Here is a 13,809-nt window from a genome sequence, read left to right as displayed (position 1 = left end):
TCAATTAGATGCCGTATTGAGTCTCAAGATACGTTCCGCCTTCTAAAACAATCGCCTTTGTTTCTTGGCTCCGCAGGTTGGATCGAACTGACTGTTATTCAGTTTGGGGAACGGTTTATTTAAACCATGTTTGCGAGCGAAAATCTGGAAGGTCTGATGGATTTGCTCGGCCATAATTCCGGTGCCACGCATGCGCTCGCCGAACTTGCTGTTGTATAGCTTGCCGCCGCGTAATTTGCGAATGCCGGAGATAATGGCTTCTTTGCGGCTGGGTTGGTTTTCCTCAAGCCAGTTCACAAAGACGGGCTCGACCGACCAAGGGAGACGTAGAACCGTGTAGGTGGCACCCTCTGCCCCCGCTTCCTTCGCTGCCTCAAGCAGTTCGGGAATAGAACTGTCGTTGATTCCGGGGATGATTGGAGCGAGCATCGTAAAGACGGGGATCTCGTTATCGGATAACTCCCGAATGGCCTGTAGGCGGGCCTTGGGCGAACCTGTACGGGGCTCGAGCGTACGGGTCAGTTCCTGATCCAGTGATGTCAGACTGATGCCAACCTGAATCAATCCATGCTCGTTCATCTTACGAAAGAGATCGAGATCCCGAGTGACCAGATGATTCTTGGTAACGATCCTGATTGGCAAACGAGCTGCGAGAGCGACTTCAAGGCAGGCCCTCGTAAGTTGCAAATTGCGTTCGATCGGTTGATAGCAATCGGTCACCCCGGAAAAGGCGATGAAGTCGGGGGTCGTCTTCTGTTTGCGAATCCATTCTTTGAATAAAGCAGCAGCATTCGGTTTCACGAACAGACGCGTTTCAAAATCAATCCCGGCGTTCAGATCGAGGTACTCATGCGTTGGGCGAGCGTAGCAGTACGCACAGCCATGTTCGCAGCCGCGGTAGGGGTTCAGCGAGTAGCGGAAGGAAAGATCCGGGCTGTCATTATCAGAGACGATCGACCGGGAGAGGTCCTCGTAAAAGATTGTTTTGATCTTGCCGGAAGAGAATTCTTCCGGCTCTTCCTGCAAGCTACGATCTACCTCGTCCAGATCCAGTTCTCGGACCTGTTTTGAAAATCGCGATTCTGGTTCGAGGCTCGACCCGCGACCAACAAAATGTGGTCCCGGATTTGGAGGAGTCGGGGATCTAGAATTCTCGGGCGAGGATGACATTACATTAGACATTGCACCAAAGGCCGCGCGGCGGCTAATCCGGAATACAGGATCGGAATGAAGAGTTCCGATTATAAACTGGAGGTGGCAGAATGTATAGTTTAGTTGCCCGTTTCGAATAACTGCTGTAGTTTGGATTGTCGGTGGCCAATGCCTTCATCCAGAGATTTCTTGATCCTATCCGCAGTAATCATGAATCCCAACATTCCGCCGGGCGGTTCAAAATCGATTCGTTCGGTTAGAATAGTCGTTTCTGGATTGATCAGTTCGAACTGATGGTATTGAATCCACTTTTGAACTGGTCCTTCTTTCTGGGTCATCGTGAAAGAGGTCGGAGTGGAGAATTCGGTGATCTCGTAAATCACTCGCTGAGGAATTCCGAATCCGAGCAGATCGACTTTCATTATGCTGTTTGCATCCAGCACCTCTGGTACCTCGATCAGATTCATTTTCATCTCGGGCGGATTGATTTCCATCACATTGGCGGGCCGGATCATAAAATTGAACAGATTCTCAATGGAGGTGTTCACCGTGACTGACTTTTCGAAGACGGGCATGGAAGCTTCCTGTAGAGTGAATCGGAATAAGCAAACGAATCGGCAGCGATGATTGCCTCTGTGCTACACCTTATCTAAATTAGGTCCTTTCGTAAATGATCTTAGCGGGTCTGTTCCGCTCCTGTTTACCGCGTACCGGTATTTCACTGATTTACCGGCATAAATGATTCTCGGCGAGTTAATGTTAAAAATCCCTCTGGAAGAACTACAGCAATGCTGGTTTCTGGCTGGCCCCACGGCAAGTGGAAAAAGTACGGTTGCGATGTTGCTCGCACGGTATCTCCATGCGGAGATTGTGGCGCTCGATTCGATGACCTTGTACCGGAAAATGAATATCGGGACGGCGAAACCGAGTCCGGCTGAACAGGAGACAGTGCCTCACCATCTATTTGATATCGTCGACCCTCACGAAGAATTCAGTGTCGCCGAATACATGGAAGCAGCGATTCGATCGGTGAATGATATTCTTGATCGAGGTCGAACACCCCTGTTTGTGGGTGGTACGGGGCTTTACCTGCGTTCGCTGCTGAGAGGAGTCTTCGCCGGGCCGGACGCCGACTGGGATTTTCGGCGAAAAATGGATGTGGTCGTGGAGGAAGAAGGCCCAATCAAGCTACATGAGATGTTACAGAATGTCGATGCCGAAGCGGCAGGCCGAATTCATCCTAATGACGTTCGCAGAGTGATCCGGGCTTTGGAAGTGAATCATGTTACGGGACAAACCCTCTCGGCACAGCATGACGAACGTCCTCTGGAGGAATCGGTCCGACCCAAGCATATTTACTGGCTGTCTCCATCAAGACCATGGTTGCATGATCGCATTAATCGGCGGGTTGAGCAGATGATGGTTGAAGGGCTCGTCGAAGAAGTCCAAGGATTGATGGAACTGGAGCCGGCTCTCGGAAGAACAGCGCGACAGGCATTAGGGTACAAAGAAATCATCGACGCACTCGAAGAGGGACGTCCCCTGGAAGAGGCGGTGGAACAGATCAAAATCCGTACCCGTCAATTCGCCAAACGGCAGCATACGTGGTATCGTAATATTGTCGAATGCCAGGAAGTCACTTTCACTGAAGATGAGTCGGCAAAAGAAATTGCAGATCGGTTGATCGCACGTTCCTGATCTCAAGTGCCTGATTACCGTGGACGGATTAGTATGGGGAGTTCAGGATGGGCAGATTGCAGAAAGCGGATTCGCTCATTAAGCTCAGAAAATAGCCTATGGTAGCTCCGATGAAATTCAACAACAGTTTAACGAGGAAGAGTATTGGCTGATGGCGAATTTAATTCCCGAACGATTTCTGTTTCGTTATTCCATTCCCGTTCAGAAACTGAAGAGCGTCCCCGATCTGAAATCGGGGTTGTTCCCGCTGACGGATAAATATCAGTTTCCAAGTTTCGCGGAATTGGAACGGGAAGAAGATTATGCCAAGTTAGCCGTCGGTTGGCACCCGAAAGGACTTCTGTTCGAGGTCCAGGTCGATAAAGAATCGCCGGTCGTCAAATTCAATTCAGATGAGCCCGAAGTGAGCGATGGGATCTGGTTCTGGATCGATACTCGCAATACCCAGAATATCCACCGGGCTAGCCGCTTCTGTCAGTCGTTCTTCTGTTATCCAAATCAACCCAAACAAACGCCGGGGAATCTTCCAGTGATGATCGCCCGGGCTCGTGAAGAGGCGGTATTGCCCGAGCCGAGCGCGCAGCAAGTTCAGGTAGAGCACACAGATCAGGGATACCATCTTCAGTTCTGGATTCCCGCAGAGTCGTTAACCGATTACGACCCGGAGAACTTCTCGGAACTGGGCTTCTACTACTGCGTTCAGGATTTTCAACGGGGAGAGCAAACGCTTTCGGTGGGACGAGAGTTTCCCATTGCTCACGACCCCAGTTTATGGGCGACGCTGGTGCTGGTTGGTTGAGGTTCTGGAATTGGCTCGTCAGAACCTGTCGCTGTTGAAACAAGTTCGACCGTTTTTCTCCGCATGTCGCGGACAAGACTGAACCCGATGGGGACGACGATGAGGGTGAAGAAGGTCGACACGATCAGGCCTCCCAGAACGACTGAACCTAAACCACGGTATAACTCGGAACCAGCCCCCGACATCCAGATGATTTCGCCATTCTGGAGAATCGGAAGGGGCACGACCAGGGGAAGCATTCCGAGCACTGTCGTTAATGTACTCATAAAGATCGGTCGCATACGCGTGCGGACACTCAGCAGGATCGCTTCTTTGTCATCCATGTGTTCTTCACGAATGTAATTGAGCGATTGGTGAATAATAAGAATGGCGTTGTTCACCACCGTCCCAATGAGGATGACGAACCCGAGCATGGTCAGCATGTCGAGTGCCTGATAGATATACAGATTCAGGAATGCGAGACCAATGAGTCCACCGACGAGGGCGAGTGATATACTGGTCATAATGACGACCGGATAGATGAAAGATTCAAACAAGGCGGCCATCAGCAGGTAAGTGATCACCACGGCTAACATCAGGTTCCATTGCAATTCCCGGCGAGTGGAGACGAGTTTATCTGCCGCACCTGCGAGACTGATCTGGTAGTTGCCATTTTGAAAGGCGGGTTGTTCCATTAGAGCGGGGCGAATTTCATCGTTTACGATTCGCATCGCCTGTTCCAGCGGAACTTGAGGAGCAGGGGTGAGTTGAATCGTAATCGAACGCTGGCGTTCATTGTGAACGACTTGCTCGGGACCACTGGTTAATTCGATATCCGCGACAGTTGAAAGCGAAACGACGCGGCCAGTGGGTGTACTGAGCGGCAACTGCCCGATATTTTGAGAATACCGAACGTAGTCATCTGCTCCGTAAATCACGAGGTCGATTTTCGTTCCTTCGTTCCAGAAGTCTCCTGCGTAGGCACCGTCTACCAGCGCGTTGACGGCGTAACCGATATCGACAGTGTTCATGCCGAGTTCAGCCGCTTGTTCCAGATTTGGTTTGACGTGCATCTCCGGGCTGGAAAGATCGAGACTCGGAACAGGACGTAGCTGGTTCCCTTCGCTCATCGGAAACTTCTGCATACACATTCCGAATGCCATCTGGGCCTGTTTTACAAGAACTTCCAGGTCGGGACCGGTCAAACGGATTTCAATGGAGCGACCTCCAGATAGAGCGCTTTCAAACAGACTACTTTGTTGAATAACGGCGAAAGTTCCGGGAATATTTGCCGTGGCGCGGCGCATCACGGGAATCAATTCGGCGGCACGCAAGGGGTCGAGGCTGCGGGCTCCCATGAACAACATGGGACCACGAGCCACAAAGAAGAAGTTGTCGATCAGAGGGCCGTCTAACGCTTTGGCTTCAGCACTTCCCGGTTTCGCTTCCCAATAGGGAGAGAGTTGGGGCTCAATCGATTCTCCGATTTGGATCATCTGGTTAATGTTGTAACCAGGGGGAGGAATCAGAATCGCAAAGATCAGGTTACGATTTCCCTCTGGCAAATATTCTGTTTCGGGCATGATGATCCATGCTCCCACCAGAGACGTCACGATGAAAAGCGTCAGAACTGTGACTCGAATCATAAAGCTGCCAGTCGTTTCCTGCATCCAACGCAGCATACCGATGAAACCATCAACGAGACCACCGAAGAAGCGAGACAGCAGACCGGGTTTCTTTTTGTTCTGGGTGGCAGCGGAATCGCCGGACTGGTTCTCTCCGGTTTTGTCTTTGAGAATATGTTTCGCGGCCGTTGGAATGACGGTGATCGAGACGATCAACGACAATCCCACTGCACAACTAATGGCGATTGAAATGTCACGGAAAAGCTGGCCCGCCTGGCCTTCCACGAAAATCACGGGAACGAATACGGCTAAAGTAGTAAGGGTTGAAGCTAGAACAGCGCCCCAGACTTCCTGGGTCCCTTTGATTGCCGCTTCTCGCGGGTTACCAGACTGTTCGTAGTGTCGAAAGATATTCTCCAGGACGACGATCGCGTTATCGACCACCATACCCACTGCGAAAGCCATTCCGGCCAGACTGATGACATTAATGCTTCGCCCAAAACCACGAACAAAGACGAACGTGGCGATAATACTAATCGGAATCGAGATGCCGATGATGAGTACGGACCGAGGGCTGCGAAGAAAAATCAGCAAGATCACAATCGCGAGAAAGCCACCCAGGTAAATATTCGTTTGCACCAGGTCGGTCGCAGAGGTGACATACTCAGTTTGGTCGTAGACCTGAATCAGCTGGACTCCACGAGGTTTCAAGGCTCCGTTGTTCATCTCTTCGACAGCGATGCGTAATGAGTCTCCATAGAGACTTTTAGCATCGGATAATTCGAAGGACGTGATAGTGCCGTCACCATTGAGGTCGAGTTTCTCACGAGGCGGCCCCATAATTTCCAGCACGTTCGTTTCGGGAGCTTGCTGAGTGTTCACAGCCAGTGCGCTGACCCCTTTTTGACGAACCAGACCCTCGGGCTTTTTATAATTCAGTTCGACATGGGCTACGTCCGTTATACGAATGGGGGTGTTATCCCGAACAGCAATGACGGTCTGTTCGACTTGTTCAATACTACGGAATTGACCCAGTGTTCGGATAACGTTTCTGGTTTTACCTTCCCACATATCTCCAGCGGAGGTGTTTTTGTTCTGAGCCTGCAAGGCGGCGCGAAGATCAGTAATGGTCAATTGCACCGATGCCAGTTTGGCCGGATCGACGACGACGCGGACCTCTTCTTCCTGTCCACCGAAGACGTTACTGTTTGCGACACCCGGTACTCGTTCGAATCTAGATTCGATGAAGTCCTCGGCAAACTTTTTCATTAAAGCCGGATCGTTCTTCCCTTTGATCAGAATTTTCAGCGCGGGATGCTTCTCGGCCAGCTTTGCCAGGACGGTGAATTCGGGCGTGACTCCCTCATCAATGAAAGGCTGTAGTTCGTCTTTCACATCTGGGTGAGTCCGGGCGAACGCTTCCATGTCCTCGATAGAGGGAGGAATGGGTTGCAGAATGAACCAGGCGATCGCGTTTTCATTAGGGTTCACGGTTGTGATCGTTGGTTCGTTGGCGTCTTCCGGGTATTCAGGAACCTGATTCAATTTGTCCGAGACACGGGCACGGGCTTCGCCGAGGTCGGTACCGACTTCGAACTTCAGGATGATCTCTCCACGCGAGTCCGAGCTGGTACTTTCGAACTCACTTAGTCCTTCGACGCTTTTGAGTTGTTCTTCCTGCTCTTCGATAATCTCGCGTTCGACTTCTTGCGCACTTGCCCCTGGCCAGGTTGTGCTTACTGTGATTTTTGGCTCGACCACATCAGGGGTCAGCTGGACCGGAGTCGCAAGTAGCGAAATCATGCCGAACAGCACTGCCATGATGACGGCGACCGTCACCTTGACCGGGTTTCGGACGGCGAATCCAATAAAGTCCATCGTGAAACTTCTTCTGCTTGGAGTAGTGTAAAGATGTATTCAGTGGCCGTTCGCCAACGAGTAAAAGCATCGGCCGAGGATAGCCTCTATTTCGCGCTGGTCGAAGCCTCAAGTTCGGGGGAGGCTTCCTTAGTGACATCAGTCGTTTCTTTCGATGTCGCTTCTTCAGGAGAATTAGCAGGATTAATATCTGTCGCCGAGTCCTGACCAGTGGGTCCTGCTTCCGATGCGGGCGATTCTGCTGTCGGGTTTTCGGGCAGGATGGCGACGTTTTGGAAAGGTCTCAATCGTTCCGCCCCTTCCAGCACGACCTGTCCGCCGGTGAGATCTTCACCGGGGGTGTAAATGCGAATCATTTCCTTTTCACCGATATCCGTCTCAATTTGATACTGCTTGACTGTTCCGTTCTTGGGGTCATCTGGTGTGGGTTCGTAGACGAAGATCGCTTTTCCACCAGAGGTTCTGACGAGCGCGTCTTTGTGAACAAGAACGGCTTCTACCTCAGGCCCGCGGAAGACGACTTCCGCATGCATCCCTTCTTTGAGGATGGGAATCTTTCGACCTTCCACTTCCTGGAACTTATTCTCAACCAGAATTCGGATCGGGAATAATCGAGATCCGCTTTCCCAATTACTCTGGGAAACGATCGAGGCAATCTGGCCTTCCCATTGCTTCTGCTCGGTTCCGGGAACTTGTATATTCACTTTGTCGCCTAAGGTAATGTATTGCAGCATCGACTGGTCGACGTTCGCGATAACTACCATCAGGTCCATTCGCGCCAGTGTGATGATGGGATCGCCTTGACCAAGCCACTGACCAACGAATGAATGCGTTTCTACTATCACACCATCAAAAGGAGCTTTAGTGATTCGTTTGTCGCGCTCGGACAGGAGATAATCGATGTTTTCTTTTTGAGCCAGGACACGTGCCCGGGCCTGTTCGATATCTTCCTGTCGGGGACCCTGCTTCACTAAATCGAAAGCAGCTTTGGAAGCGGCATAAAGGTGCTCGGCAGCTTCAGACCTTTCCTGTGCATCATCTCTTTCATCTTTATTGATGGCGTTCTTTTTGAAGAGCTCTTCCACGCGAGTGAATTTTTGATCGGCCACTCTGCGTGCGATCTGGAACGCCATTAATTTGGCTTGAGCTTCTTCAATCTCTTGAGGTCGAGAACCTGCTTCGAGACTTTTTAATTGTTCTTCACGTTCTTTGAGAATGGCTCGTTCCTGGGCAATTCCCAAATCTGTCGAACGCATACGCAAGGTTGAAAGGATAGTTCCTTCTTCGACGTACATACCCGCATCTGGAATATATTCTTCCACGACACCGTTCGCGCCGGACGCAACGATGGAAGTTCGTCGAGGATGAAGAGTGGCAACCACTTTGAGTTCGGGGCGTATCATCTTTTGAACGATCGGACCAACCCGGACGTAAGTCGGTGGAGGGGCTGCACCCGGTGTTTGCGCAGCGGTTTCATCATTGCCACAACCCGAGGTCATCAGGATGCCGATCATCAGTGGAATGCTGATCCAGATAGGTTGCATGCTATCTTTTATCATAGAGCTTACGTACTTCAAATAGAAACGGATAAGGAGGGAGGGAACCGAACGACTATTGATGAAAACATCTTCTTCAATATCGTGGATTCAATTGTCTGAATATTTTTAAGCGTCGCAGTCGACTTCAGGACTCGAGTTCCTGCATCTTAGGATCGGATGCTTTTGGGACGGACTGACTTGAAGAGCAGTTCCTCAGAGAAAAGCCAACATTCGCATTCATATTCTTGATGACGCGTTGGCACAAACTGATGTACTGGTTGATTTCTTCCTCGGTCATCCCGGCAGTTGCCTGGGCACGTATCTTTCGACAGCAGTCGACCATCTGTTGCCACAGGGCTTCCGCTTTAGGAGTGGGGCGGATGTTGTTTTTACGTCGATCTTCCTGACAGCAAGTACGTTCAAGCCAACCATCGCGTTCCATCCGTTTGATGACCCCCGCTAGAGTCGGAGGTTCTATGCAAAGTTGATCCGCCAGTTGAACTTGATTCTGCTCACCGTTCAGGGAGAGCAAGGCGAGTACTTCCCATTGTCGGATCGTAATGTTTTGGCGATTCAGTTCTGCATCCAGAGTGCGACGGTAGGCATGGGATGTTAATGCTGTCCAGTAGCCAAGACTCTGTTCAAAATCATATTCCAGCATGAGTATTCCAATAACCAGCGATATCAAATATCAGTTGAGCGGAGAAACTGCACCATCCATGGTCCAGCCGACGGGATAGTGTACGTGGGGTGCTTGGGTGTCGGAGTGTCAATCGCATGTGTGTGAAATTAAGCTGGTTACATAAATCATAGAAGTTCGCAGATCCCCATTTCAAGCCCCGATTTGACGCAAACCGCTATTTCAAAGGGATCGAGACCTGTTTCTGTGGATATAGACCCAACCAGAGGTCTGTTTTCTACTTAATTCAGGAATGCCGTGGTTTTTCATCCTTTGGTGTTCGTAGTTTCGATTTTCCACCCAGAGAGAAAATCATGAGAGATCCGCCGACTGATGCGAGCAGAATAGCGACCCATTGTTCAACGATGAGATGTTGGCGATTTCCCTCAGATTGGTATTCAAAGAATTGAGATATGAAGCCGCTTTGCGGTATCCAACTGGGGTTGTATCGAAGCACGATGTCTTCAGTGCAAAACAGAAACGCACCCCAAGTGGAGAGAAACAGACCGAGGGCGATTCCAGTAGCGCGAAACATGGTGACTCTCTTGGTTGGGATTCAGGAGATTGCTATAAGAGAACCTCGGGTATCTTGAGTTTCCCTTCGGGTCATTTCATGTTTAAACTGGATTGATATTTCGAATGCCGCTGTGGATTCAGGCGAGGTGCGGATTTTATTCCGGTTATGTTGATTATGCGGGTGAAAGGTACTTTCAGCGACCTGGAACATTTCGGAACTTACCAGACTGCCAGAATGCGATTTTATGTCGACCTCTCAGGATGATCATTCAATCCCTGTTATTCGAGTACGGGGAGCGCGGCAACATAACCTTCAGGGGATAGATGTCGATTTACCCCGGGGCCAGCTCGTCGTGGTGACCGGCGTGAGTGGTAGCGGAAAAAGCTCGCTCGCTTTTGACACGCTCTTTGCCGAAGGTCAACGCAAGTATTTTGCGACCTTGTCCCTCGGATCGCGAAAGCGATTTCCTATTCTGCCCCGCCCTGATGTCGATTCCATCTCCGGTTTGCCGCCCACTCTCAGCCTTTCTCAACATCGGGGCCACTTGAGTCTGAGGAATACGCTGGGAACCACGACGGAAATCGATGACTTTCTGAGACAACTTTATGCTCGTGCGGGAGTCGTTCACTGTCCGCATTGTGGTAAAGTGGTCAGCAGCCAGACGTCCGAGCAAATTGTGAACAGGGTTCTGCAATTTCCCGAGCGGACTCGCCTGATGTTATTAGCCCCCGTTTGGGATCGAGTCAGTGGCGCCAATCTGGAAGAACTGTTCGACAAACTGGTGGCCGATGGATTTGTCCGCGCACGCGTGAATGGTGAACTGTACGATCTGAACGACGCAGTCGATATCTCCCCCGCCGATGAACATACCGTCGAGATTGTGGTTGATCGTCTCATCATGAAAGAGGGGATTCAATCGCGATTGCAGGAATCGATCAACACCACATTGAGACAGGGGGACGGAGAATGCATCGTCACGACCCAACAAAGTGGCGAAGAGTGGGTCGATCATTTCTTCAATGAACGATTCGCCTGTGCTGAATGCGGGATCAGTTTTCCTACGGTTCATCCGGCGACATTCAATTTCAACAGTCCGCAGGGGGCCTGTCAGGAATGCGGTGGGTTGGGAAGTATCGTTCTATCACCGAAAACGGGTTCGCCTGAGAGTTCGGCAAATCGAATAGTTGATTCCAATCCCTGTCCCAAGTGCAAAGGAGAACGTCTGAATCCACTGGCTCGAAAGGTCATCTTCGAGGGAAAGAGATTTTCCGAACTACAGCGGTTCAGCCTGGATACACTACTCGATTTCTTTGAGCACTCGCTTATTGATAATACTGCTACTGCGGATATTAAGACTACTGCGGAATCGACGTCTTGTTTCGTTCCAGATTCGGTGGGGTCGCTGGCGGCGGAAAAAGTGATTCCTGAAGTGAAATCGCGATTGCACTTTCTGCGAGAAGTCGGCTTGGGTTATCTGAGTTTGAGCCGTCAAGCAACCACCTTATCTGGTGGAGAATACCAGCGTGCTCGATTGGCTAGCACGTTGGGAACCGGCGTGACTGGGGCCTGTTTCGTGTTAGATGAGCCGACGAGCGGTCTGCACGCGCGAGACACCGGTAGATTATTGAATGTGCTTCGACAATTACAGAATCGAGGCAATAGCCTGATTGTGATCGAACATGATCTGCAGACAATGCGGGAGGCTGATTACCTTGTGGAGATCGGCCCCGGAGCTGGAACACAGGGAGGCCAACTGGTGGCAGCGGGAAGTCGGGAAACATTCGTGACGAGGGACACCTTGACTGGAAAGTACCTGCAACGCACTCATTTAGAAACAGCTCCAACATCTGATTCAAAAGACAAACCCTCTTCTGCTGGTCAACTCTTCGTTAAGGGCATTGCATGCCATAATATTCATCAACTTGATGTCGAGATCCCTCTCGGTCAATTTGTTTGTTTCACCGGGGTGAGTGGAAGCGGAAAAAGTAGTCTGTTGATAGACTCAATTGTGCCGGCGATAAAACGATTTCTGCGGAACGAGCCCGTGGAATTAAAGTTGCAAGGTGCCGAACAAATCGAACGAGTGGTTCAGGTCGATCAACGTCCCCTGGGCCAGAGTCCACTTTCGACACCCGCAACTTACACCGGGTTGTGGGACATCGTTCGAAAGTTGTTCACCCGGACGCGTGAGGCGCGCCTACGTGGATTTAAGTCGAAGCGGTTCAGTTACCTGTCAGCGGAAGGACGCTGTGAAACTTGTCGGGGAAGAGGTGTCGAGAAGATCGAGATGCAATCGCTAACCGACTTATGGGTGACTTGTCCCACTTGCGGCGGTAAGCGATTTAACGCGCAGACACTTTCCGTTCGTTTTTACGGCAAATCAGTCGCAGACATTCTACAGATGAAGATCAGCGAAGCGGCCCAGCATTTCGATAAATTGTCCGACATGAGAATGATTCTGCAGACGTTGCAGGATGTCGGTTTAGGATATTTGACCCTCGGTCAATCGGCGTTAACCCTTTCGGGCGGAGAATCGCAACGCGTGAAGCTGGCAACCGAACTCAGTAAACAGCAAATTCCACGCACTTTGTTTGTTCTTGATGAACCCAGTTCTGGACTGCACCCGGCGGATCTCGAACAACTTATCGTATTGTTGCGTAAACTGGTCGAGCAGGGGCATTCTGTTTGGGTGATAGAACATCAACCGCAAATCATCGCGGCTGCCGACTGGTTAATCGAAATGGGACCCGGTGCCGGGGAGGGCGGAGGGAAAGTGGTCGCAGCAGGTAGTCCTGTCGAACTAAGCCGAGAGGGAGGTACAGCGACAGGCGAGTTGCTGTCCGACTGGTTCGGTCAGTAGGATCAGGTGATTGCATTTGCTAGAATCCACAATTGTTCGATTTTCCACTTAGAGAATCGACACAAACGAACTTCATTCATCGCACAGGAATCAGTTTTTTGGATATTCAGGATTTATTAACAGAATCGTATCAGCAGCATGGAGTGAGTTTTTCCTATCCTTCGGGCTGGACTCTGACTGAGCAGGCCTCTGAAGAAGAGATCCAGGTGATGGTGCAAAGCCCGGGAACCGGTTTTTGGATACTGACGCTCTACTTTGAACGCCCGGCGATGGACGATTTGATTCAGTCGGCCATCGAGACCTACCGTGATGAGTATCAGGCGATAGATAGCTTTCCTTCAGAACAGCAGGTTGGAGCACACGTTGGTTCTGCTGTGGAGATTGAATTCAGCTGTCTTGACCTCATGAACACCGCATCGATCCGCACTTTTGCTACCGACCGTTTTACGGTCCTCATTCTGTCGCAGTATTCCGCTGAAGAGAGTGAACAGATTTCGCAACTGCAGCAACTGATGACCCAGTCGATTCAATGCGCCGAAGACTTTTTCGGCTTCGAGCAAACTTGAAACGGGTAAACAATTGGTACATTTGGTTAGTGACGGTTAGTGAAAATAGGAGAAAGTTCGGGATTCGGTATTGCATCCCCAGCTAGGGTGTTATACTGGAAGTGGACAGATGCTTGTCTTCCTAAGTCAAAAGTGTGTCATGATTAACGGCGATGCTCGTCGGCTGGAAACTTAGAAGCATCTGTTGATTTTAAGATCGCCATTCTTCCGCTTAAACCTGTAATGCTCAGCGGAGGTCGAGTTGCCTCTCTTGTTGTTTTCAATGTCTAATTTTCCACTTCGTAAGTTTTGGAAATAGGCTGGAAGCAATCCAGACCGACTTAAATCGGCGTTTGTGAATCATACTTCAGTGGTGGCAGATTACCTTTAGCTTTTGTTCTGCGACAGGATTAGTTCTGTCAGTGAAGCTGGTAATCTGTGAATAACACTTCAATTGTTGAGGGAAACCGTTTTCCTCGTTTAGAAGGCTGGTTTATATTGAACCAGAAACCTCTTAAATCGTGATTCAGCCTAGTTTA

10 protein-coding genes are annotated in these 13,809 nt (G+C 50.4%); 4 read left to right on the top strand and 6 right to left on the bottom strand.

From position 1 onward, the window contains the following. Window positions 1-42 precede the first annotated feature (42 nt). A complete protein-coding gene (locus Pla110_RS12370) occupies window positions 43-1,170 on the bottom strand; it encodes a PA0069 family radical SAM protein (RefSeq protein ID WP_144996063.1) in 1,128 nt (375 codons plus the stop codon). 101 nt (window positions 1,171-1,271) lie between these two features. Further along, entirely contained in the window at window positions 1,272-1,727 is a 456-nt protein-coding gene (locus Pla110_RS12365) for an SRPBCC family protein (protein WP_144996062.1), read from the bottom strand. 181 nt (window positions 1,728-1,908) lie between these two features. On the opposite strand from Pla110_RS12365, the gene miaA reads away from it, so the two are divergent. Beyond that, a complete protein-coding gene (gene miaA, locus Pla110_RS12360; protein WP_144996061.1) occupies window positions 1,909-2,850 on the top strand; it encodes a tRNA (adenosine(37)-N6)-dimethylallyltransferase MiaA in 942 nt (313 codons plus the stop codon). A gap of 151 nt (window positions 2,851-3,001) precedes the next feature. Next, window positions 3,002-3,649, top strand: a complete 648-nt coding sequence (locus Pla110_RS12355) for a DOMON domain-containing protein (protein ID WP_144996060.1) — start codon at window positions 3,002-3,004, stop codon at window positions 3,647-3,649. Here Pla110_RS12355 and Pla110_RS12350 read toward each other — a convergent pair. The 4 genes from Pla110_RS12350 to Pla110_RS12335 form a co-directional block, all read right to left on the bottom strand. After that, window positions 3,607-7,131 (bottom strand): efflux RND transporter permease subunit, encoded by a 3,525-nt coding sequence (locus Pla110_RS12350; protein ID WP_144996059.1) that lies wholly within the window; start codon window positions 7,129-7,131, stop codon window positions 3,607-3,609. The genes Pla110_RS12355 and Pla110_RS12350 overlap by 43 nt on opposite strands. Before the next feature lie 86 nt (window positions 7,132-7,217). Further along, entirely contained in the window at window positions 7,218-8,675 is a 1,458-nt protein-coding gene (locus Pla110_RS12345) for an efflux RND transporter periplasmic adaptor subunit (RefSeq protein ID WP_197440166.1), read from the bottom strand. 139 nt (window positions 8,676-8,814) lie between these two features. Further along, window positions 8,815-9,330, bottom strand: a complete 516-nt coding sequence (locus Pla110_RS12340; protein ID WP_144996057.1) for a MarR family winged helix-turn-helix transcriptional regulator — start codon at window positions 9,328-9,330, stop codon at window positions 8,815-8,817. Between the two features lie 265 nt (window positions 9,331-9,595). Further along, window positions 9,596-9,883, bottom strand: a complete 288-nt coding sequence (locus Pla110_RS12335; RefSeq protein ID WP_144996056.1) for a hypothetical protein — start codon at window positions 9,881-9,883, stop codon at window positions 9,596-9,598. A gap of 226 nt (window positions 9,884-10,109) precedes the next feature. Here Pla110_RS12335 and Pla110_RS12330 point away from each other — a divergent pair, with 226 nt between their 5' ends. Together Pla110_RS12330 and Pla110_RS12325 are read left to right on the top strand one after the other, a co-directional pair. Beyond that, window positions 10,110-12,725 carry an excinuclease ABC subunit UvrA gene (locus Pla110_RS12330; RefSeq protein ID WP_144996055.1) on the top strand — a complete coding sequence of 872 codons (2,616 nt, stop codon included), beginning with the start codon at window positions 10,110-10,112 and terminating at the stop codon, window positions 12,723-12,725. A 98-nt stretch (window positions 12,726-12,823) separates the two neighbouring features. Next, window positions 12,824-13,291, top strand: a complete 468-nt coding sequence (locus tag Pla110_RS12325; protein ID WP_144996054.1) for a hypothetical protein — start codon at window positions 12,824-12,826, stop codon at window positions 13,289-13,291. Window positions 13,292-13,809 lie beyond the last annotated feature (518 nt).

The organism is Polystyrenella longa, from assembly GCF_007750395.1.
Taxonomy (GTDB): domain Bacteria; phylum Planctomycetota; class Planctomycetia; order Planctomycetales; family Planctomycetaceae; genus Polystyrenella; species Polystyrenella longa.
Note: the sequence above shows the minus strand (reverse complement) of the source record. Positions and strands in the feature narration are given on the sequence as shown.

What these genes read in the sequence shown, in the direction of transcription:
- Pla110_RS12370 (WP_144996063.1), bottom strand. Translation starts at nt 1,170, where the DNA reads ATGTCATCCTCGCCCGAGAATTCTAGATCCCCGACTCCTCCAAATCCG.
- Pla110_RS12365 (WP_144996062.1), bottom strand. Translation starts at nt 1,727, where the DNA reads ATGCCCGTCTTCGAAAAGTCAGTCACGGTGAACACCTCCATTGAGAAT.
- miaA (WP_144996061.1), top strand. Translation starts at nt 1,909, where the DNA reads ATGTTAAAAATCCCTCTGGAAGAACTACAGCAATGCTGGTTTCTGGCT.
- Pla110_RS12355 (WP_144996060.1), top strand. Translation starts at nt 3,002, where the DNA reads ATGGCGAATTTAATTCCCGAACGATTTCTGTTTCGTTATTCCATTCCC.
- Pla110_RS12350 (WP_144996059.1), bottom strand. Translation starts at nt 7,131, where the DNA reads ATGGACTTTATTGGATTCGCCGTCCGAAACCCGGTCAAGGTGACGGTC.
- Pla110_RS12345 (WP_197440166.1), bottom strand. Translation starts at nt 8,675, where the DNA reads ATGCAACCTATCTGGATCAGCATTCCACTGATGATCGGCATCCTGATG.
- Pla110_RS12340 (WP_144996057.1), bottom strand. Translation starts at nt 9,330, where the DNA reads ATGCTGGAATATGATTTTGAACAGAGTCTTGGCTACTGGACAGCATTA.
- Pla110_RS12335 (WP_144996056.1), bottom strand. Translation starts at nt 9,883, where the DNA reads ATGTTTCGCGCTACTGGAATCGCCCTCGGTCTGTTTCTCTCCACTTGG.
- Pla110_RS12330 (WP_144996055.1), top strand. Translation starts at nt 10,110, where the DNA reads ATGTCGACCTCTCAGGATGATCATTCAATCCCTGTTATTCGAGTACGG.